Annotated in this window: 20 protein-coding genes; 12 read left to right on the forward strand and 8 right to left on the reverse strand. The window is 71.0% G+C overall.

Annotated features, from left to right (window positions below):
* Positions 1-28 precede the first annotated feature (28 nt).
* The 8 genes from ABS41_RS10150 to ABS41_RS10185 form a co-directional block, all read right to left on the reverse strand.
* Positions 29-769: an SDR family oxidoreductase gene (locus ABS41_RS10150; RefSeq protein WP_290593553.1), complete on the reverse strand. Its 741-nt coding sequence runs from the start codon at positions 767-769 to the stop codon at positions 29-31.
* A 32-nt stretch (positions 770-801) separates the two neighbouring features.
* Positions 802-2,373: a cryptochrome/photolyase family protein gene (locus ABS41_RS10155; protein ID WP_290593555.1), complete on the reverse strand. Its 1,572-nt coding sequence runs from the start codon at positions 2,371-2,373 to the stop codon at positions 802-804.
* 42 nt (positions 2,374-2,415) lie between these two features.
* Positions 2,416-3,540, reverse strand: coding sequence for an alanine racemase (gene alr, locus ABS41_RS10160; protein WP_290593557.1), 1,125 nt, complete (start codon positions 3,538-3,540; stop codon positions 2,416-2,418).
* A gap of 29 nt (positions 3,541-3,569) precedes the next feature.
* Positions 3,570-6,437: a replicative DNA helicase gene (gene dnaB / locus ABS41_RS10165; protein WP_290593559.1), complete on the reverse strand. Its 2,868-nt coding sequence runs from the start codon at positions 6,435-6,437 to the stop codon at positions 3,570-3,572.
* A 195-nt stretch (positions 6,438-6,632) separates the two neighbouring features.
* On the reverse strand, positions 6,633-7,082 hold the full coding sequence (rplI, locus tag ABS41_RS10170) for a 50S ribosomal protein L9 (RefSeq protein WP_290593561.1): 450 nt from the start codon (positions 7,080-7,082) through the stop codon (positions 6,633-6,635).
* 61 nt (positions 7,083-7,143) lie between these two features.
* The gene (gene rpsR, locus ABS41_RS10175) at positions 7,144-7,374 is read right to left on the reverse strand and encodes a 30S ribosomal protein S18 (protein WP_034220475.1); all 231 of its coding nucleotides are present in this window, start codon (positions 7,372-7,374) and stop codon (positions 7,144-7,146) included.
* A 22-nt stretch (positions 7,375-7,396) separates the two neighbouring features.
* Positions 7,397-7,792: a 30S ribosomal protein S6 gene (gene rpsF, locus ABS41_RS10180; RefSeq protein ID WP_290593566.1), complete on the reverse strand. Its 396-nt coding sequence runs from the start codon at positions 7,790-7,792 to the stop codon at positions 7,397-7,399.
* Positions 7,793-7,949: 157 nt separating this feature from the next.
* Entirely contained in the window at positions 7,950-8,279 is a 330-nt protein-coding gene (locus tag ABS41_RS10185; protein ID WP_290593568.1) for an iron-sulfur cluster assembly accessory protein, read from the reverse strand.
* A gap of 123 nt (positions 8,280-8,402) precedes the next feature.
* On the opposite strand from ABS41_RS10185, the gene asnS reads away from it, so the two are divergent.
* From asnS to ABS41_RS10245, 12 genes are all read left to right on the forward strand, one after another.
* A complete protein-coding gene (asnS, locus tag ABS41_RS10190; protein ID WP_290593570.1) occupies positions 8,403-9,803 on the forward strand; it encodes an asparagine--tRNA ligase in 1,401 nt (466 codons plus the stop codon).
* Between the two features lie 4 nt (positions 9,804-9,807).
* Entirely contained in the window at positions 9,808-10,104 is a 297-nt protein-coding gene (locus ABS41_RS10195) for a hypothetical protein (protein ID WP_290593572.1), read from the forward strand.
* Positions 10,105-10,114: 10 nt separating this feature from the next.
* Positions 10,115-10,444: a hypothetical protein gene (locus ABS41_RS10200; protein ID WP_290593574.1), complete on the forward strand. Its 330-nt coding sequence runs from the start codon at positions 10,115-10,117 to the stop codon at positions 10,442-10,444.
* Positions 10,445-10,464: 20 nt separating this feature from the next.
* Positions 10,465-11,253, forward strand: coding sequence for an SDR family oxidoreductase (locus ABS41_RS10205; protein WP_290593576.1), 789 nt, complete (start codon positions 10,465-10,467; stop codon positions 11,251-11,253).
* Between the two features lie 10 nt (positions 11,254-11,263).
* Entirely contained in the window at positions 11,264-11,548 is a 285-nt protein-coding gene (locus ABS41_RS10210) for a PilZ domain-containing protein (protein ID WP_290593578.1), read from the forward strand.
* Positions 11,549-11,589: 41 nt separating this feature from the next.
* Positions 11,590-12,402 (forward strand): endonuclease VIII, encoded by an 813-nt coding sequence (gene nei, locus ABS41_RS10215; protein ID WP_290593580.1) that lies wholly within the window; start codon positions 11,590-11,592, stop codon positions 12,400-12,402.
* 50 nt (positions 12,403-12,452) lie between these two features.
* Complete coding sequence (locus ABS41_RS10220) at positions 12,453-13,898, forward strand: aldehyde dehydrogenase (RefSeq protein ID WP_290593582.1); 1,446 nt, start codon at positions 12,453-12,455, stop codon at positions 13,896-13,898.
* 4 nt (positions 13,899-13,902) lie between these two features.
* A complete protein-coding gene (can, locus tag ABS41_RS10225) occupies positions 13,903-14,565 on the forward strand; it encodes a carbonate dehydratase (RefSeq protein ID WP_290593584.1) in 663 nt (220 codons plus the stop codon).
* The gene (locus ABS41_RS10230; protein ID WP_290593586.1) at positions 14,562-14,993 is read left to right on the forward strand and encodes a RidA family protein; all 432 of its coding nucleotides are present in this window, start codon (positions 14,562-14,564) and stop codon (positions 14,991-14,993) included. Before can ends, ABS41_RS10230 begins: the two co-directional genes overlap by 4 nt.
* A gap of 1 nt (position 14,994) precedes the next feature.
* A complete protein-coding gene (locus ABS41_RS10235) occupies positions 14,995-15,531 on the forward strand; it encodes a 3-hydroxyanthranilate 3,4-dioxygenase (protein ID WP_290593588.1) in 537 nt (178 codons plus the stop codon).
* 195 nt (positions 15,532-15,726) lie between these two features.
* Complete coding sequence (locus ABS41_RS10240) at positions 15,727-18,816, forward strand: hypothetical protein (protein WP_290593590.1); 3,090 nt, start codon at positions 15,727-15,729, stop codon at positions 18,814-18,816.
* Complete coding sequence (locus ABS41_RS10245; protein WP_290593592.1) at positions 18,813-20,948, forward strand: TonB-dependent receptor; 2,136 nt, start codon at positions 18,813-18,815, stop codon at positions 20,946-20,948. The genes ABS41_RS10240 and ABS41_RS10245 overlap by 4 nt, the downstream gene beginning before the upstream one ends.

Here is a 20,948-nt window from a genome sequence, read left to right on the forward strand (position 1 = left end):
TTGCAGCAAACCGCGAAACGATGCGGTTTCACGCCCCCCTCACCAGCGGACGCACGGCCTGGAAGCCACCGTCGAGGGCGATCACCTGCCCCGTCACCCAGCCAGCCTCCTCCGACAGCAGGAAGCTGCCCAGGGCGGCTGCATCCTCCGCCTCACCGTGCCGCCCCAGCGGGTACTGGGCCCGGATGGCCTTGGCCGAGGCCTCGCTCGAGAGCATGCGGGCGGTGGCCGGCGTGTGCATCAGTCCGGGGGCGATGGCGTTGACGCGCAGGCCGCTGGCCGAGAAATCGGCTGCCAGGGCCCGCACCAGGCCTTCGACGCCGCCCTTGGCGATGGCGATGGCCGCGTGGTTGGCCACGCCGATGCCGGCGGCCACCGAGCTGAAAAGCAGCAGGCTGCCGCCCTGCCCGGCCTTCTGCACCCGCGGCGCGTAGGCCTTGGAGACGAAGAAGGCGCTGTCGAGGTTGGCCGACAGGCACTGCCGGTACTGCGCTTCGCTGGTGCGCGCCAGCGGCGCCACCAGCACCGCGCCGGCGCAGTGCGCCACGGCGGCGGGCGGCGCGCCGAAGGCCTCGCAGGCCTGCGCTATCGCCGACTCGGCGCCCTGCTCGGTGCCGACGTCGGCCTCGATGACCAGGTCGCCGGCCTGCGCCTGCACCCGGCTTGCGTCGCGGGTGACCAGGGCCAGGCGCCAGCTGCGGGCGCGCAGGCGTTCGGCGAGGGCGGTGGCGACGCCGCCGGAGGCGCCGGTGATCAGGGCGGTCTGCATGTGGGGCTTCCTGCTGGTAACTGCCGGCAAGGCTAAGCCGCCGGCGGGTGTCGGGGCCGTGAACCAGCCGCCAGGCGCTCGCGCAACGCGGCCGCCTGGGTGCGTATGCCTTCGATTTCTGCGCCCGCCTTGCCGGCCAGGTGCTTCCACTGCAGCGCGGTGCGCGGGTGCGCGGCGAAGCGGTCGGCGTGGCGGTCGAGGAAATCCCAGTACAGCGTGGTGAACGGGCACGCCCGCGCGCCGGTCGCTTCGCCCGGCTTGAAGCGGCAGCCGGCGCAGTGGTTCGACATGCGCTCGATGTAGCGCCCCGAGGCCACGTAGGGCTTGCTGACCATGCGTCCGCCGTCGGCGAACTGGGACATGCCCAGCACGTTGGGCAGCTCCACCCACTCCACCGCGTCCACGTAGGCCGCCAGGAACCACTCGTGGATTTCCCGCGGGCGCACGCCCAGCAGCTGGGCGAACAGGCCGATCACCATCAGCCGCTGGATGTGGTGGGCATAGCCCAGCCGCAGCGACTGGCCCAGCGCGTCGCGCAGGCAGGCCATGTCGGTGTCGGCGGTCCAGTAGAAACCCGGCAGCGGCTGCTGCGCGTCGAGCGCGTTGTCGTCCAGGAATTCCGGCATGCGCAGCCAGTACATGCCGCGCACGAACTCGCGCCAGCCCAGTACCTGGCGCACGAAGCCCTCCACGGCTTCGATGGGCGCGGCGCCGGCTTCGTACGCCGCCACCGCGGCATCCACGACCTCGCGCGGTCCGAGCAGGCGCAGGTTCATGGCCGCCGACAGCCGCGAGTGGTAGAGCCAGGGTTCGCCTTCCCACATGGCGTCCTGGTAGCGGCCGAACAACGGCAGGCGGTGGGCGATGAAGTCGTCGAGCGCCTGCAGGGCCTGGGCGCGGTCAAGCGGCCAGTCGAAGCCCTCGAGGCCGCCCGGGTGGCCGGCGAAGCGTTCGGCCACCAGCGCCAGCACGTCGCGCGTGCCGGCGTCGGGCGGGAAGGCGCGCGGCGCCGGCAGCAGGCCGGGGCCACGGCGGTCGAAGCTGCCGCGGTTGTCGGCGTCGAAGTTCCAGCGCCCGCCCAGCGGCTCGCCGCCCTGCATCAGCACGCCTTCGCGCTTGCGCAGCCAGCGGTAGAAGAACTCCAAGCGGTATTCGCGCCGGCCCTTGGCCCAGGCCCGGAAATCGTCGTGGTCGCAGTAGAAATGCCGGTCGGCGCGCAGCGACCACTCGACGCCGGCCGCGGCGCAGGTGGCCGGCAGCGACTGCGCCAGGCGCCACTCGCCCGGCTCGAGCGCCAGCACGCGGGCCGGGCGCAGGGTGGCCAGGTCGGCGGCCAGGGCGGCTTCGAGCGTGGGCGCCTCGTGCTGGTCGAGCGCGCGGTAGTGCACCGTCCAGCCGCGGGCGCGCAGGGCCTCGCGGAACTTGCGCATCGCCGCCAGGAACACCGCGATGCGGGCCTGGGTGGACCACACCTGCCCCGCCTCGTGCGCGACTTCGGCCATCCAGACCGCGTCGCGGGCCGGTTCGAAGCCGTCGAAGGCGGCGGAATCAAGGTCGAGCTGGTCGCCCAGGACCAGCACGAGGTTGCGCAGGGAGTCGGCCATGGGCGCAGGATCGCCGGCCGGCCGTGCAGGCGCCGCGACGGCTCAGGCGCCGCCGGTGTACTCGCGCGGGATGCGGGTGTTGAGCCCGACCAGGATCTCGTAGGGGATGGTGCCGGCGGCGGCGGCGACGTCCTCGCAGGCGATGGACTGGCCGTCCTGGCGGCCGATCAGCACCACCTCGTCTTCGTTGTAGGCCGTTCCGGCGGGGCCGATGTCGACCATGAACTGGTCCATGCACACGCGCCCGACGATGGGGTGGCGCTGGCCGCGGATGAGCACCTGGCCGCGCGAGCTGAGCGAGCGCGGGAAGCCGTCGCCGTAGCCGATGGGCACGGTCACCACCCGGGTGTCGGCCGGCGGCGCCCAGGTGGCGCCGTAGCTGACCGGGTTGCCGGCGCGCACGACCTTGAAATAGACCACCTGCGAGACGAGCGAGAGCGCCGGGCGCAGGCCGACCGTGTCGCGCGAGGCCGGGTCGGGCAGCACGCCGAACAGGGCGATGCCCGGGCGCACCATGTCCATCGCGGTTTCGGGGAAATGCAGCACGCCGCCGGAGTTGGCCAGGTGCCGCAGCGGCATCGGCGCACCGATGCGGCGGAAGTGGTCGCAGGCTTCCTCGAAGCGCGCGAGCTGGCGCGCGGTCATGCCGGAGTCCGGGTCGTCGGCGCAGGCCAGGTGCGAGTACACGCCCTTGAGCCGGCACCAGCGCGAGCGCGCCGCGGCCTCCACCAGCGGGCCGGCGCTGTAGCTGTGCACGCCGATGCGCTCCATGCCGGTGTCGACCTTCAGGTGGATCGTGGCCTGGCGACCGAGGGACTCGGCCGCGGCTTCGACCTGGCGCAGCTTGTCGAGCGAGGACACGGTGATTTCGAGGTCGTTGGCGATCAGCGCCGCCGCCTGCGGCCCGAAGATGCCGCCCATCACCAGGATCGGCAGGGTGACGCCGGCCTGGCGCAGGGCCACGCCCTCCTCCAGGAAGGCCACGCCCAGCTGCCGGGCGCCCACGGCCTGCAGGTGCCGGCCCACCGGTACCAGGCCGTGGCCGTAGGCATTGGCCTTGATGATGGCCATCGCCGGCACGCCCGCATGCGCCTGCAGGGCCTGCAGGTTGTGCGTTATCGCGTCGAGGTCGACGCGGATGCGGGTCGGGCGGGCGGTGTCGTCCATGGCCGGATTCTAGCCCGGGCCGGGGCCGCTTATTCGAAGCTGCCGACGCTGTCGCGGGCCAGGTTGTCGAAGCGGGTGTACTCGCCGAAGAACTTGAGCTTGACCATGCCGGTGGGGCCGGAACGCTGCTTGGCGATGATCACCTCGGCCAGGCCCTTGTCGGCCGAATCCTTGTGGTAGTACTCGTCGCGGTAGATGAACATGATGATGTCGGCGTCCTGCTCGATGGCGCCCGACTCGCGCAGGTCGGCCATGACCGGGCGCTTGTCGGTGCGCGACTCGAGGCCGCGGTTGAGCTGCGAGAGCGCGATCACCGGCACGTTGAGCTCCTTGGCCAGGGCCTTGAGCGAACGCGAGATCTCGGAGATCTCGTTGGTGCGGTTCTCGCCGGTGCCCGGCACCTGCATCAGCTGCAGGTAGTCGACCACGATCAGGCCCAGGTCGTGCTCGCGCTTGATGCGGCGCGCCTTCGAGCGCAGCACGTCGGGCGACAGCGCCGGCGTGTCGTCGATGAACACCTTCACGTCCGACAGCATCTTGATGGCCATGTTCACGCGCGACCAGTCCTCGTCCTCGAGCTGGCCGGTGCGCAGGCGGGTGGCGTTGATGCGGCCGATGGAGGAAATCAGTCGGAACGCCAGCTGCGGCGACGACATTTCCATGGAATACACCGCCACCGCCTTCTTGGTCTTGATGGCGCCGTATTCGGCGATGTTGAGCGCCAGGGTGGTGTTGTGCACGCAGACGTCGTTGGCGATGAAGTTGTGCGTGCCGGGCACGGTGAGGTCGTAGACCTGCTGCACGCCGGTGCAGCGGATGGATTCGATGCGGTCCCAGACGACGTCGCTCGAGGCGAGTCGGGACAGGCGCGCGTCGCCCAGCACCATGGCGATGCGCGCCAGGCGCGGGCGCGAAAGTCCGCGCTTGCCAACGTGCAGGTTGCTGGCGTTGAAGCCGCAGCGACGCGCCAGCTCGGCCCAGGACATCGATCCCTTCGCCTGCTCCACGAGCTTCCACACCGGCGCGGGCACGAGGTCGACGTTGCTGTGCGCCTTGCGGCCGGCGAGCGCGGCCTGCACGGCTTCGACCGCGGGCTGCTTGCCGTGGATGCCGATCTCGCCGCAGAAGGTGCGCAGCGAGTCGGCATCGGTGATGTCGAGCTGCCAGGCCGGGCGGCGCGCGTCGCGGTACTTCACCCAGCGCTGGCGCAGCTTGGCCACGATGCCGAAGCGCAGGAGGAGGTGCTGCAGCTGGCGCGCCAGCCGCCCCGAGGTGCTGGCATAGCCCACCTGCGCCTGGCCGCTGGCCAGCACGGTGGCCCAGCCATCGGTGGCGAACAGGCGGTTGAGGAAGTGCGCCAGCTGTTCGCGCGGCAGGGTGAACACCGGCGCGGGCAGATGCTTGGTGGCGGCGCCCTGCCCCATCAGGCCCAGCTCGCGCAGCCACTGGGTGACGGCATTGGGCTGGTTGCGGCGGCCCGCAGCGGCGTCGAGCCCGGACGGACCCGGCTCGATGGCCAGCACCTGGCACAGGCGGGCGGTGGTGGCCGCGTCCGGCACGCACTGGCCCTGGCGCCAGTGCGTCAGCGAGGCCGGACTGGCGCCGATGGCCGCGGCCACGGCGCGGGCGGGCGCAGGATGCGCCGACAGCGCCTGGTCGATGCCGGCTGCGAAGCGACGGCGTCCCCCGGCCACGGCCCCGGCATCGGCGCGGATGCCCCAGCCGGGCGTGCGCTCGCCGGTGGCGATGGGCGTGGCGAGCACGCCGCCGAAGGCCGCGACGGCGGCCTCGAAGTCGGCAACGATCTGCGGATTGGAGTTGGTGAAGCGCGGCTGGCTGCCGGTCAGGCCACCATCGCCCACCAGGTAGGCCAGCAGGGTGAGCTCGCACTCGCGCAGGGGCTGGTTGCCGAACACGGGCAGCTGGCGCGGCACGGCCACGTAGTCGCCCTGCGACAGCTCCAGAAGAGGCTTCCAGCCCTCGAGCGTCAGGAAAGGATGCGGCGCGGTGGCCTCGACCCGGCGACCGAGACGCGTGGTGACTTCAAAGGTGGGCTTGTGGCCGTCGTCGACGAAGTCGGAGGGCGCCGTCCAGGCCAGGCGCAGGTCGTCGCCCAGCGTTGCCAGGCGCGCCTCGCGGCGGGCGCAAATTTCGCCGATGGTGGCGATCGAGCCGTCTTCCTGCACGATCTCGGCATCGGCCGACAGGCATTTGCCCATGGCCGGGCGCGCCGCCAGGATGATCAGGTCCGACGGCTGCAGGCCGGCGGTGAGTTCGTCGAGGTCGTTGAAGCCGGTGGGCAGGCCGGTGACGTTGCCCTGGTTCTCGTAGCGCTCCTGCAGGACCTGGAAGGCTTCCTTCATCGCGTCGCGCAGGGTGACGAAGTCGGCGCGGCCGCGGCGGCCCTGCTCGGCGATCTTGAACACGCGCTGCTCGGCCGCCGACAGCACTTCCTGGCTGTCGCGCCCCTCGGGCTGGAAGCCGTCGTTGACGATTTCGGTGCCGGCCTCGATCAGCTGCCGCAGCACCGACTTCTCGCGCACGATCTCGGCGTAGGCGCGGATGTTGGCCGCCGAGGGCGTGGTGGAGGCCAGCTCGACCAGGTAACCGGTGCCGCCGATCTGCTCGCCCAGGCCATTGGCCTCAAACCACTCGCCGAGGGTGACGGCGTCGAAGGGCTTGTTCTTCTCGCTCAGCTCGCGGATGCCGCGGTAGATGAGCCGGTGGTCGCGGCGGTAGAAATCGTGTTCGGTGAGGAAGTCGCCGACCCGGTCGAGCGACTCGGGCGCCAGCATCAGGCCGCCCAGCACGGCCTGCTCGGCCTCCACCGACTGCGGCGGCACCCGCAGGGCGTCGATCCTGGGTTCGTTGCGGAAGGAATCGGGGCGTGCAGACATGGGCGCCTTGGGTCTTGGGTTGCATTCGGGGCGACAGCGCTCCGGCCCGACATCCTAGCGATCCCTCGCCGGGGCCGACAGGCATAAGCCTGTGTATAACCGGTGGGAATCTCACCCGGCGAGACGCCGGCAGGGACCCGGAAACGCGAAGGCCGCCCCGGGGGGCGGCCTTCGGGACCTTGCCTTGCGGCAGGATCAGGCTTCGGCTTCGACCACGACCTTGACGGTGGTCTCGACGTCGGCGTGCAGGCGCACTTCGATCTCGAACTCGCCGGTGCGGCGCAGCGGGCCTTCGCCCAGCACCACCTCGTTCTTCTCGAGCGGGAAGCCGGCGGCGGTGAAGGCCTCGGCGATGTCGCGCGGGCCGACCGAACCGAACAGCTTGCCTTCGGTGGAGGCATTGGCGGCGATGGTGACGCTGGCGCCCTCGAGCTTGGCCTTGCGGGCCTCGGCGTCGGCGAGCACGGCGTTGGCCTTGGCCTCGTACTCGGCGCGCTTGGCCTCGAAGGCGGCCACGTTGTCGGCGGTGGCCGGCACGGCCTTGCCGTAGGGGATCAGGTAGTTGCGGCCGTAGCCCGGCTTGACCTTGACCTTGTCGCCCAGGCCGCCGAGGTTGACGACCTTCTGCAGGAGGATCAGTTCCATTTCATTTACTCCGTAACGTTAGCGGGACGCGGGGCCCCGCAACTGAGGCTGTCCGTCAGGATCAGTTCTGGTGGTTGTCGGTGTACGGGATCAGGGCCAGCTCGCGGGCGCGCTTGATCGCGGTCTGCAGCTGGCGCTGGTACTTGGCCTTGGTGCCGGTGATGCGGCTCGGCACGATCTTGCCGTTCTCGGTCAGGTACTGGCGCAGGGTGTTGAGATCCTTGTAGTCGATCTCCTTGACGCCCTCGGCCGTGAACTTGCAGAACTTGCGGCGGCGGAAAAACTTGCTCATGTCGGTCTCCTAGTCCCGGGGCTCAGGCGGCGTCGTCGCTGGACGTGCCGATGCTGTTTTCGTCATCGTCGCGGCGCGGACGGCGCTCGCCCTTCTCGTCCTTGCTCTTCATGATCAGGGACTGCTCGGTGACGGCCTCTTCGCGGGCGATGACCATGTGGCGCAGCACCGCGTCGTTGAAGCGGAAACCGTCGACGAGCTCGGTGAGCACGGCCTTGCCGCACTCGATGTTCATGAGCACGTAGTGGGCCTTGACGAGGTTGTCGATGGCGTAGGCCAGCTGGCGGCGGCCCCAGTCCTCGAGACGGTGGATCTTGCCGTTGTCGCCCTCGATCAGCGCCTTGTAGCGCTCGATCATGGCCGGCACCTGCTCGCTCTGGTCCGGATGGACCATGAACACGACTTCATAGTGACGCATGGGATTTTCCTTGTGGATGCGGCCGCTGATTCGGCCTGGCAGCCCCCGGCCTGGGATGGATGGCCATCCGCCGTGGAGCAAGGTCTCCCCGGGATGGGGAGCCCGGCATTATGCCCGAGGCGGGGTTTCCCGCGCAAGTTCAAGCACTTGGGGCGCGTCAGGCCCTGGTGGAGAAGGACTCGCCGCAGCCGCAGGCGTCCTCGACGTTCGGGTTGCGGAAGACGAACTGCTGGTTGAGGCCCTGGCTGGCGAAGTCGATCTCGGTGCCGTCCACCTGGGGCAGGCTGTCGGCGTCCACGAAGACCTTCACGCCGGCCGACTCGAAGACGTGGTCGTCCGGGCCGGCCTCGCTGGCCATGTCGATGACATAGGCAAAGCCCGTGCAGCCGGACTTGCGCACGCCGAAGCGCAGGCCCAGGGTCCCGGGCGAGTCGGCCTGGTAGCTGCGGATGCGGTTGGCGGCGGCGGGGGTGAGCGTGATGGCCATGGCGGGGTCCGTGCTTATCGGGGGCTTGGCGGGCGAACAGTATAGCGGCGCTGCGCTGGCCCGCGCCTGCGGTTATCCTTGCGCTCTTCACCAGATGGGCCCGCAGGGGCAGGGAAACAAGGCATGGCAGTGGTAAGCGTCCAGCAGGCGCTCTCGGGCGTGGTCGCCCCGGGTGGCGAAGTCACGGTCCGCGGCTGGGTTCGCACCCGGCGCGACTCCAAGGCCGGGCTGAGCTTCGTGAACGTCAGCGACGGCTCCTGCTTCGCGCCCATCCAGGTGGTCGCGCCCGACAGCCTGCCCAACTACGAGGACGAGGTGAAGCGCCTCACCGCCGGCTGCGCGGTGGTCGCCACCGGCCGGCTGGTGCCCTCGCAGGGCCAGGGCCAGGGCTTCGAGCTGCAGGCCAGCGCCGTCGAGGTGGTGGGCTGGGTCGACGACCCGGAGACCTACCCGATCCAGCCCAAGGCGCACTCGCTGGAGTTCCTGCGCGAAGTGGCGCACCTGCGCCCGCGCACCAACCTCTTCGGCGCCGTCACCCGCATCCGCCACTGCCTGGCCCAGGCCGTGCACCGCTTCTTCCACGAGCAGGGCTTCTACTGGATCTCCACGCCGATCATCACCACCTCCGACGCCGAGGGCGCGGGGCAGATGTTCCGCGTTTCCACGCTCGACCTGGCCAACCTGCCCCGCGGCAAGGACGGCGCGGTGGACTTCGGCAAGGACTTCTTCGGCAAGGAAACCTTCCTCACCGTCTCCGGCCAGCTCAACGTCGAGGCCTACTGCCTGGCCCTGAGCAAGGTCTACACCTTCGGCCCGACCTTCCGCGCCGAGAACTCGCACACCACGCGCCACCTGGCCGAGTTCTGGATGATCGAGCCGGAGATCGCCTTCGCCGACCTGGCCGCCAACGCCGACCTTGCCGAGGCCTTCCTCAAGTACCTCTTCCGCGCCGTGCTCGACGAGCGCGGCGACGACATGGCCTTCATCGCCGAGCGCGTGCAGAAGGACGCCATCACCCGTCTCGAGACCTTCATCGACTCGCCCTTCGAGCGCATCGACTACACCGAGGCGGTGTCGCTGCTGCAGAACTCCGGCCACAAGTTCGACTTCCCGGTCGAGTGGGGCCTGGACCTGCAGACCGAGCACGAGCGCTGGCTCACCGAGGTCCACGTCGGCCGCCCGGTGGTGGTGATGAACTACCCGGAGCAGATCAAGGCCTTCTACATGCGCATCAACGACGACGGGAAGACCGTCGCCGCCATGGACGTGCTGGCCCCGGGCATCGGCGAAATCATCGGCGGCAGCCAGCGCGAGGAGCGCCTGGACGTGCTCGACCAGCGCATGGCCCAGTTCGGGCTCGACCCGGCCCACTACCAGTGGTACCGCGACTTCCGCCGCTACGGCACCGTGCCGCACGCCGGCTTCGGCCTGGGCTTCGAGCGCCTGGTGGTCTACACCTGCGGCCTGGCCAACATCCGCGACGCCATCCCCTACCCGCGCGCGCCCGGCCTGGCGACGTTCTGAGGCGATGGAGACCGGCCCGGGTTCACTGCTGATCTTCCTGATGCTGGGCCTGGCGGGCTCCGCCGGGCCGGCGCATTTCGGATTCCGGGCGCTGGCCTTCCGCCAGCAGATCGACAAGGCCATCCCGCTGCCCGAGGGCGGCGAGGACGGCGGCTGGCTCTACAGCTGGTGGCTGATGTGCTGGCGGCACCGCGCCGCCCGCGACCATTCCCTGAACTTCTTCGGCGGCATCGCCGCCGGCAGCGGCTGGCTGGCCCTGTTCGGCGCCGCCGGCCTGGTGCTGCTGATCGGACTGCAATGAGGACCCGCGCATGAGCGACGAGAACACCCACGACAACGACCAGTGGTGGCTGGCCGCCCTGCCCCGCATGATCGTCTGGTCGCGCCTGCGCGTGCTCGACAGCGGCGTGGCCGAGGTCTTCGACTGCGATGGCCGGGTCAACATCTACGAAAGCGAGGACGTGGCCCGCGCCGCCCTGATGGACGCCGAGTTCCGCGCCCTCGACGGCATGGACGCCGAGGACGCCGAGGCCTGGGGCCTGGACCTCGAGGAACTCGAGCCGCCGCGCGGCGAGGACGACGAGGAGCTGCGCGAGCGCATGGTGCAGCCCGTGAAGAACCCGCTCACCGGCCGCGACTGAGCCGCGACAGGAGACACGCCATGGCGCTTGAACTCAGCGGGCGGCACGCCCTGGTCTGCGGCGGTTCCGAGGGCATCGGCCTGGCCACGGCCCAGGCCCTGGCGGCCCGCGGCGCCAGCGTCACCGTGCTGGCGCGACGCCCGGAGCGGCTGCGCGACGTCGTGGCCTCGTTGCCCACGCCGGATCCGTCGCAGCGGCATGGCCACGTCGCCGCCGACGCCGGCGATGCCGCCGGCCTCCGGGCGGCGGTTGACGCCCTGGCCGCCGCGCAGCCGGTGCACATCCTGGTCAACAACACCGCCGGCCCGCCGGGCGGACCGGCCCACGGTGCCGACCCGGAGGCCTACGTGGCGGTGTTCCGCCAGCACCTCGTGGCCGGCCAGGTCCTGGTGCAGGCCGTGCTGCCGGGCATGCGCGCGTCCGGCTGGGGCCGCATCGTCAACGTCATTTCCACCTCGGTGAAGGAGCCGATCGCCAACCTCGGCGTTTCCAACACCATCCGCGGCGCGGTGGCCAGCTGGGCCAAGACCCTCGCTTCCGAACTCGGCCCGGATGGCATCACCGTCAACAACGTGCTGCCCGGCTACACCCGCACCCAGCGCCTGGACCAGATCCTGGCCGAGCGCGCCGCCGCCACCGGCAAGCCCGCCGACGAAATCGCCCGCGGCATGCTGGCGACGGTGCCCGCCGGCCGCTTCGCCGAACCGGCGGAAGTGGCCGCGGCCATCGCCTTCCTCGCCTCGCCCGCCGCCGGCTACGTCAACGGCATCAACCTGCCGGTCGACGGCGGCCGCACGAAGTCGCTGTGAGGGCCCGCCGATGACCGAGCACCGATTCGCGACCCGCGTCCCCTACGCCGCCCGGGTGATGGTGATCCGCGGCGAGGATGCCTGGCTGGGCGAGGTCGTGGACCTTTCGGAGGGCGGCTGTGGCCTGTTCCGGCCCGAGGGTTGCCAGCTGGACGTGGCCGAAGTGGTGCAGCTGGTGTTCTTCGACGAACCCGGCCCGGCGGTGCTGGTCGGCGCGCGCGTGGCGCGGGTGCAGGACGGCTCGCTGGGCTTCGAATACCACGACCCGCAGCAGGTGCCGCCCAGCCGCGGCTGAGCCACACGCCGCCTGCACGCGGCCGCCGCGACACTGCCGCCATGCCTGAAGGTCCCGAGATCCGCCGCGCCGCCGACCGCCTCGCCGAGGCCGTGCTCGGCCGCCCCCTGGCCAGCGTCTGGTTCCATTTCCCCGAGCTCAAGCGGCACCAGAAGACGCTCGTGGGCCGCACCATCACCGCCATCGAGCCGCACGGCAAGGCGCTGCTGACGCACTTCGACCACGGCCTGAGCCTGTACTCGCACAACCAGCTCTACGGCGTGTGGCGCGTGGCCGCCGCCGGCGAACGCCCCGACGAGGGCCGCTCGCTGCGCGTGGCGCTGGAGACCGACGAGCGCGCCATCCTGCTGTACTCGGCCTCCGACGTGCAGATGTGGAAGACCGACGAGCTGCACCGCCACCCCTTCCTGGCCAAGCTCGGCCCCGACGTGCTCGACACGCGCCTGGACGCGAAGGCCGTGGCCGCGCGCCTGCGCGAGCCGCGCTTCGCCGGCCGCGCGCTGGTGGCCCTGCTGCTCGACCAGGCCTTCCTGGCCGGCATGGGCAACTACCTGCGCTCGGAGGTGCTGTTCGAGGCCGGCATCGCCCCCGATCGCCGCCCCGCCGACCTGTCGGCCGCCGAGGTGCGCAAGCTGGCCAGGGCCCTGCTCGACGTGCCGCGCGCCAGCTACCGCACCCGCGGCATCGAGCCGGCCGCCGGCATGCGCGCCGACTACCTCACCGACACCCCGGCGGGCTTCCGCTTCAAGGTGTTCGACCGCGAGGGCGAGCCCTGCCCGCGCTGCGGCGACCTGGTGGTGCGGCGCGAGCTGGGCGGGCGGCGGCTGTACTTCTGCCAGCACTGCCAGGGCTGACGCGCTCCCAACCTGTCCGTACGGAAGGCGTGGCGGGTAAGCTTGCCGGCATGACGCTGCGACTGAGCCACTTGATCGGCGGTAACGCCCGGGCCGCCCGCGACGGCGCCTGGCTCGACGTGCACGACCCGGCCACCGGCGAGGTCTTCGCCCATTGCCCCGACGGCAGCGCCGACGACGTGGCCGACGCGGTGGCCGCCGCCGAAGCCGCGTTCCCCGCCTGGTCGGCCCTGCCGGCCAGCGAGCGCGCCGCCTGGATGAACCGCCTGGCCGATGCGCTCGAGGCCCGGCTCGAGGATTTCGCCCGCGCCGAATCGCGCGACGCCGGCAAGCCGCTGGCCCTGGCGCGTTCGCTCGACATCCCGCGCGCCGCCGCCAACCTGCGCTTCTTCGCCGCCGCGGCCACCCAGTTCGCCAGTGAATCGCATTCGGCGCCCGGCGCCCTGCACTACACCCTGCGCCAGCCGCTGGGCGTAGTGGCCTGCATCAGCCCCTGGAACCTGCCGCTGTACCTGTTCACCTGGAAGATCGCCCCGGCCCTGGCCGCGGGCAATTGCGTGGTGGGCAAGCCGTCGGAAGTCACGCCGGTCACCGCCTGGATGCTGGGCGAGCTGGCGCGCGAGGTCGGCCTGCCGGCCGGCGTGCTCAACATCGTGCACGGCCGCGGCCCGTCGGTGGGCGAGCCGCTGGTGGCGCACCCACGGGTCAAGGCGGTCAGCTTCACCGGCAGCACCGCGGTCGGCCTGCGCATCGGCGAGGCCTGCGCGCGTTCGCTGAAAAAGACCTCGCTCGAGCTCGGCGGCAAGAACGCCACCCTGGTCTTCGCCGACGCGCCGCGCGAAAAACTCATCGACACCCTGGTGCGCTCGGCCTTCCTCAACTCCGGCCAGATCTGCCTGTGCGGCTCGCGCCTGCTGGTCGAGCGCAGCGCCTACTACGAGGTGCGCGACGCCCTGGTGGCGCGCGCCCGCGCCCTGGTGGTCGGCGACCCGGCCGAGGCGGCCACGCAGATGGGCCCGGTGGTGTCGCGGGCGCACTTCGACAAGGTGATGGCCTGCCTGACCCGCGCCCGCGAGGAAGGCGGCCGCGTGCTCTGCGGCGGCGAGGCCATCCGCCCGGCGGGACGCTGCGCCGACGGCTGGTTCATCGCCCCCACCGTCATCGAGGGCCTGGGCCCGGCCTGCCGCAGCAACACCGAGGAAATCTTCGGCCCCGTGGTCACCCTGCAGGCCTTCGACACCGAGGCCGAGGCCCTGGCCCTGGCCAACGCCACGCCCTACGGCCTGGCCGCCAGCGTCTGGACCCGCGACCTGGCCCGCGCCCACCGCGTGGCCGGGGCGCTCGAAGCGGGCATCGTGTGGGTCAACACCTGGATGAACCGCGACCTGCGCACGCCCTTCGGCGGCGTGAAGCAGTCGGGCCTGGGCCGCGAGGGCGGCTGGGAAGCGATGCGCTTCTTCACCGAGGCCAAGAACGTCACCATTGCACTGGACTGAACCGATGCCGCTGAAGGAATTGCTCGATCGCAACAAGGAGTGGGCCGAGAAGGTGCGGGCCGAAGACCCGCAGTTCTTCCGCCGCCTTTCGCAGCTGCAGGCGCCCAAGTACCTGTGGATCGGCTGCTCGGACTCGCGCGTGCCGGCCAACCAGATCACCGGCCTGCAGCCGGGCGAAGTGTTCGTGCACCGCAACGTGGCCAACCTGGTGGTGCACACCGACCTCAACTGCCTGAGCACCATCCAGTTCGCGGTGGACGTGCTCAAGGTCGAGCACATCCTGGTGGTGGGCCACTACGGCTGCGGCGGCGTGCATGCCGCGCTCACCGGCGCGCGCGTAGGCCTGGCCGACAACTGGCTGCGGCACGTGGCCGACGTGGCCGCCAAGCACGAGCGCCTGCTGGCCGAGGCCGAGCTCGAGTCCCTGCGCCACGCCCGCCTGTGCGAGCTGAACGTGGTCGAGCAGGTGGTCAACGTCTGCCAGACCACCATCGTCCAGGACGCCTGGAGCCGCGGCCAGAAGCTGAGCGTGCACGGCTGGGTGTATTCCCTGCTCGACGGCCGCGTTCGCGAGCTGGGCATGGGCGTGGACTGCCCGGCCGAGCTGCCCGAAGCCTACGCCCTGGCGATGAAACACATCCGTGGCCGCATGGGGGAAAGCGCATGAGCGAGATCATCCGCACCGATACCGCACCGCAGCCGGTCGGTCGCTACCCGCACGCGCGCCGCGTCGGCCAGCTGCTGTTCCTCTCGGGCATCGGCCCGCGCACCCCGGGCAGCAACGCCATCCCGGGCAACGTCTACAACGCCGCCGGCCGGCTGATCGACTACGACATCGTCACCCAGTGCCACTCGGTGTTCGCCAACGTGCGCGCCGTGCTCGAGGCCAGCCACTGCCGCTGGGACTGGCTGGTGGACGTTACCGTCTACCTCACCGACATGCAGCGCGACTTCCAGGCCTACAACGGCGTCTGGGCCGAGTACTTCCCGGACGTGAACAAGGCGCCCTGCCGCACCACGCTGGGCATCACCGCCCTGCCCACGCCGATCGCCATCGAGCTCAAGTGCGTGGCGGCTTTCCCGGAGGCCCGCTGACATGCTGCCCGCCCCGTTCAACCTCCAGCAGTGGATCGACGAGAACCGGCACCTGCTCAAGCCGCCGGTGGGCAACAAGTGCATCGTCGACGGCGACTACATCGTGATGGTGGTCGGCGGCCCGAACGAGCGCACCGACTTCCACTACGAGGAAGGCCCGGAGTTCTTCCACCAGCTCGAGGGCGAAATGGTGCTGCGCGTGCAGGAGGACGGGAAGGTGCGCGACATCCCCATCCGCGCCGGCGAGGTGTTCTACCTGCCGCCGCGGGTGCCGCACTCGCCCCAGCGCCAGGCCGGCGGCGTGGGCCTGGTGATCGAGCGCAAGCGCCTGCCCTCCGAGAAGGACGGGCTGCTGTGGTACTGCGAGCGCTGCAACCACCCGCTGTATTCCGAGTTCTTCACGCTCGAGAACATCGAGACCCAGTTCCAGGCCGTGTTCGACCGTTTCTACCGCTCGCGCGAGCACCGCACCTGCAAGGACTGCGGCCATCTCAACCCGGCCCCGGCGCGCTACGAGGCCGCCCCCGGCGGGGCCTGAGCCGGGCGCGGTCAGCGATGTGAAGCCGGCGGCCGGGGCGGGCTGCCACGGCGCGGATTTCAGGCCATACTACGTTCACGCCGGCCGCACGGCCGCCGCGTGCAATCTTGCGTTGCAGTGGGCCCCTGGAGGGGTCGCCAGAGGGAGCTGGCCGCGCCGCTGCACCGCCCAAGCCGACGAACAGGGGTAATGCTGATGAAGTCCAAGCCATTCCATGCCATGGCCGCGCTGGCCGCCTTCTCGGCGGTGCTGCTGGCCGGGTGCGCGAGCACGCCGCAGGCCGACGCCGATGAGCGCGTCTCGAGCACCTACGAGCGCATCCGCGCCGTACCCCTGACCGAGGTGCCCAAGAAGCACAAGGGTCCGCGCTACGACAAGCCGCGCGAGGCGCAGGAGTACTACATCAGGCAGCGCGTGCTGCCCGGCCAGGCCATCCCCAACGAGCGCTACCACGCCGCCCGCCGCGCCATGCAGCGCATGCCGCAGCTGCGGTTCGGCGGCCAGGGCCCGGCCACGATGGTCGCCCCCGGCACGCCCTCGGCGCAGGCCAACATCTCGCCGATCTCGCCCTGGACCTACCTGGGCCCGAACAATGCCGGCGGCCGCAGCCGCGCCATCGCCATCCACCCGACCTCGCCCAACATCATGCTCGCCGCCGGCGTCGCGGGCGGCGTGTTCCGCTCCACTGACGCGGGAGTGACCTGGACGGCTCTGGGCGACGCCATGCAGAACATGGCCGTGGTCTCGATCGAGTTCGCGCCCAACAACCCCAACATCGTCTACGCCGGCACCGGCGAGGGCTACTTCAATGCCGACGCCGTGCGCGGCGACGGCGTGTTCAAGTCCACCGACGCGGGCCTGACCTGGACCAAGCTCACCGCCACCAACGTCAACCCCAACCCCGCCAGCGACGCCTGGATCTACGTCTACAACCTGCGCGTCGACCCGAACAACGCCAACAACGTCTGGGCAGCCAACCGCCGCGGCGTGCACCGCACCACCGATGGTGGCGCCACCTGGAACCAGGTGCTGGCTAAGAGCTACTGCCTGGACATCGAGTTCAACTGGGACGCCAACGTCGCGGTGGTCAGCTGCGGCACGCTGAACCTGGCCGGCGAGGTCTTCCGCAGTACCGACCGCGGCGCCACCTTCAGCACCACCCCGGTGCTCGCCGCACCGAACCAGTCGCGCACCGAACTGGCGGTCAGCAAGTCCAACCCGGCGGTCATGTATGCCGCCGCCGCGTTCTACGAACAGAACGGAACCCAGAACTATCGCTTCCGCGGCCTGTGGCACTCCAGCAACAGCGGCGCGACCTGGACGCTGCGCGCCAGCCACACCGACACCAATCCGTTCAACCTGGCCCTGCTGGGCGACTTCGACTCGGCCTGCGACAACGACCCGCGCGCCCAGGGCTGGTACGACCTGGAAGTGGCGGTCGACCCGGCCGACCCGAACCGGGTCTGGATCGGCGGCATCGACATCTTCCGCTCCGACGACGGTGGCTTCAATTTCGGCCGCGCCGGCGTCTGGTACGAGGACGGCAACCGCCCGTTCGGCATCCACGCCGACCAGCACCGCATCGTCTTCCACCCCAGCTACAACGGCACCACCAACCAGATCATGTTCGTCGGCAACGACGGCGGCATCTACCGGACCAACAACGCCCGCGCCGCCGTCAGCACCTGGCCGACCTCGAACTGCAGCAGCGTGGTGAACCCGGCCGTGTCCTGGACCGAGCTCAACGACGGCTTCGGCGTCACCCAGTTCTACCACGGCGTCGTGCACCCGGACGGCACCAACGGCCCGCTGCTGTTCATGGGCGGCACCCAGGACAACGGCACCTGGTTCGACGAGAACAACGACCCCAACAGCTGGGTCGAGATCTTCGGCGGCGACGGCGGCTATGCCGCGGTCGACACCAACGAGGGCTGGAACCGTTTCTACACGTCCTACCAGAACGGCAACTTCATCCGCTGGGTCTTCAACCCGGCCACCCAGCGCTACACCACCAGCAACGGCACCACCGGCATCAGCGACGACGGCCTGGCCTTCATCACGCCCTTCGCGATGGACCCGAACAACCCGCAGATCCTGTGGACCGGCGGTTCGCGCATGTGGCGCACCAACAACGGCATGCAGAGCTGGGTGGCCGCCAGCGTCACCGGCATCACCGCCGCCAACACGGAAGTGAGCGCGGTCGCGGTGGCCCCGGGCAACTCCAACCTGGTCATCGCCGGCACGGACGGCGGCCGCGTGCTGCGCAACACCGCCGCGCTCAGCGCCGGCTCGGCCACCGCCTGGGAGAGCCAGCAGCTCACCGCCAACGGCGTGATCTCCGAGATCACCTTCGACCCGAACACGCCGGGCCGCGTCTATCTCACCCAGAGCCGCTTCGGCCAGCCGCACGTCTACCGCAGCAACGACAACGGCGCGAGCTGGCTGCCGATCGACCGCTTCGGCCAGGCCGGCGGCATCCCGGATATCCCGGCCCACTCCATCGCCGTGGATCCGGACGACAGCAACCGCCTGTACGTGGGCACCGACCTGGGCATGTTCGCCACCATCGACGGCGGCAACACCTGGGCCGTGGCCAGCAGCCCGCTGCCCAACACCGTGGTCGAGAAGCTGGTGTTCCTGAAGGACAACGGCGTGCGCAAGCTGGCCGCCTTCACCCACGGCCGCGGCGCCTGGATCGCCAATGCCGGCACGGTCAACGCCGGCCAGCGCTTCGACGACGTGCCGCCGAGCTACTGGGCCTACCCTCAGATCGAGGCCATCGCCGTGGCGGGCGTCACCACCGGCTGCTCGGTCAACCCGCCGCTCTACTGCCCCACCCAGACGGTGACCCGCGGCCAGATGGCGATTTTCCTGCTGCGTGCCAAGTACGGCTCGGCGTTCACGCCGCCGGCCGCAACCGGCCTGTTCGCCGACGTGCCGCTCAACGCCTTCTATGCCAACTGGGTCGAGCGTTTCTACAGCGAAGGCATCACCTCGGGCTGCGGCACCGACCCGCTGCGCTTCTGCCCCGAGAGCCCGGTGACCCGCGGGCAGATGGCCGTGTTCCTGCTGCGCGCCAAATACGGTTCGGCGTACAACCCGCCCGCGGCCACCGGCATCTTCACCGACGTGCCGCAGGGTGATTTCTTCGCGCCGTGGATCGAGCAGCTCTACAGCGAAGGCGTCACCTCCGGCTGCAGCACCAGCCCGCTGCGCTACTGCCCGGACTCCGCGGTCGCACGCGACCAGATGGCCGTCTTCCTCGCCCGGACCTTCGACCTGTGACCCCCGCTCCCCCCGCCCGGCCGCCTCGGGCGGCCGGCGGGCGGACGCCGGCACGCCGCAAGAACCGCATCGCCGCCCTCGGGGCGGCGATTGCGTGTGCGCTGTGCGCTCCCGCGGCCCTGGCCGATGCCGGCGCCGGCCCGACGCTGGCCGAGCTCGATGCCGTGCTCGTCACCGCCGACCACTTCGACCGCGACGGCCGCAAGCTGCCGACCGCCACCACCGTGCTCGCCGCGCCGGAGCCGGGCCAGGTGCAGGTGGCGCTCGAGGCCCTGCGCGGCCGCCCCGGCACCTTCTTCCAGCAGACCACGCCCGGCCAAGGCAACGTGCTGGTGCGCGGCCTGAAGGGTTCGGAGGTGCTGCACCTGGTGGACGGCTTCCGGCTCAACGCGGCCTTCTTCCGCAATGCGCCCAACCAGTACATGGGCCTGGTCGATCCGCTCAACCTCGAGCAGGTGGAGGTGCTGCGCGGCCCGATGTCCACGGTGCATGGCAGCGACGCCATGGGCGGCGTGGTGCAGCTGGTGACGCCGTCGCCGCAATTCCATGACGACGGCGCGCGCGCCACCGGGCTCGCCAGCGCCTACTACAACTCGGCCGACGCCGGCCTGCACGTTCGCGCTGCCGCGGACGTGGGCGGAGAGCGCTGGGCCCTGCGTGCAGGAACCAGCCGCCAGGACATCGGCCTGCGCCGCGCCGGCGGCGGCGACACCCTGCCCGACACGGCCTACACCAGCCACGGCAATGACCTTCGCGCGGCCTGGCGCGCCGGCGAGGCCGGAACGCTGGAGCTGCTGTGGCAAGACTTCACCCAGCCTTCGACGCCGCGTTTCGACGCGCTCAATCCCGGCTTTGGCCAGGCGCAGCCGGAGAGCGACGAGTTCGCCTTCGCCCCGCAGTCGCGCCGATTCGGCCTCTTGCGTTATCGCGGCGACGCCCCGGCCTGGCTGGCCGACGAGATGGTGCTGCAGGCCGGCCGCCAGACCCTGGTGGATGGCCAGCGCAGCCGCAACCGCGGCTCGGACCTGCGCGAGTTCCAGCGCAACACCAGCCGGCTCGACGGCGCTTCGCTGCAGCTGCGTCGCCAGGCCAGCGACACCCTTGAACTGCGCTACGGCCTGGAGGCCTACCGCGACCGCATCGAGGCGCAGGCCAGCCGGCTCGACCTGGGCACCGGCCTGCAGTCGCCGGTGCGCGGCCGCTTCGTCGATGGCTCGGGCATGGACACCTCGGGCGCCTACGTGGTGGCCGACTGGGAAGCCAGCGAGGCCTGGCGCTTCAACGCCGGCCTGCGCCACAGCCGCTTCCGCACCCGCATTCCGGCCACGGCAAGCGCGCCGGCGGCGGAGGTCTCGGCCTCCGACCTCAGCGGCCAGGCCGGCCTGTCGCGCGCGCTCGACGCGGCCGGCGAATGGCGCCTGGTGGCCAACGTCGGCCGCGCCTTCCGCGCACCGAACGTGTTCGACCTCGGCGCCCTCGGCCCGCGACCCGGCAACCGCTTCAACCTGCCCAATCCCGATCTCGGGCCCGAGACCGCAGTCAGCGCCGACCTCGGCCTGAAGCTCTCGCGCCCGGGCCTGGACGCCGAAGCCTTCGTCTTCGCCACCCGTTACCGCGACAAGATCAGCTCGGTGCTCACCGGCGGCACCACGCCGCAGGGCCAGGCCATCGTGCAGTCGCGCAACGTCACCGAACTTGAATTGCACGGCGTCGAGACGGCGGTGGACTGGCGCATCGACGAGCAGTGGCGCCTGCAGGCCAGCGCCAGCTGGACCCGCGGCGAAGAGCAGGCCGCGGGCGATACGTACCCCGCCGACCGGATCCCGCCGGTCTACGGCCGCCTCGAGTTGGGCTGGCGTCCGGAGGGCTTCGTGGCCTGGCGCGCCTGGACCGACTTCGCCGGGCGCCAGGACCGCCTGAGCCCGCGCGACGCCACCGACCCGCGCATCAACCCCGATGGCACCGCCGGCTGGGCCACGCTCAACCTCGGCATGGACTGGCAGGCCCTGCCGGGGCTGGAATTGCGGCTTGAAGTGCGTAACCTGCTCGACCGCCGCTACCGCGAGCACGGCTCGGGCCTGGACGCCCCCGGCCGCGGCATCGGTGTCGGCTTCACCTGGACCGGACCCTGA

The organism is Arenimonas sp. SCN 70-307 (assembly GCF_001724815.1).
Lineage (GTDB): Bacteria > Pseudomonadota > Gammaproteobacteria > Xanthomonadales > Xanthomonadaceae > Arenimonas.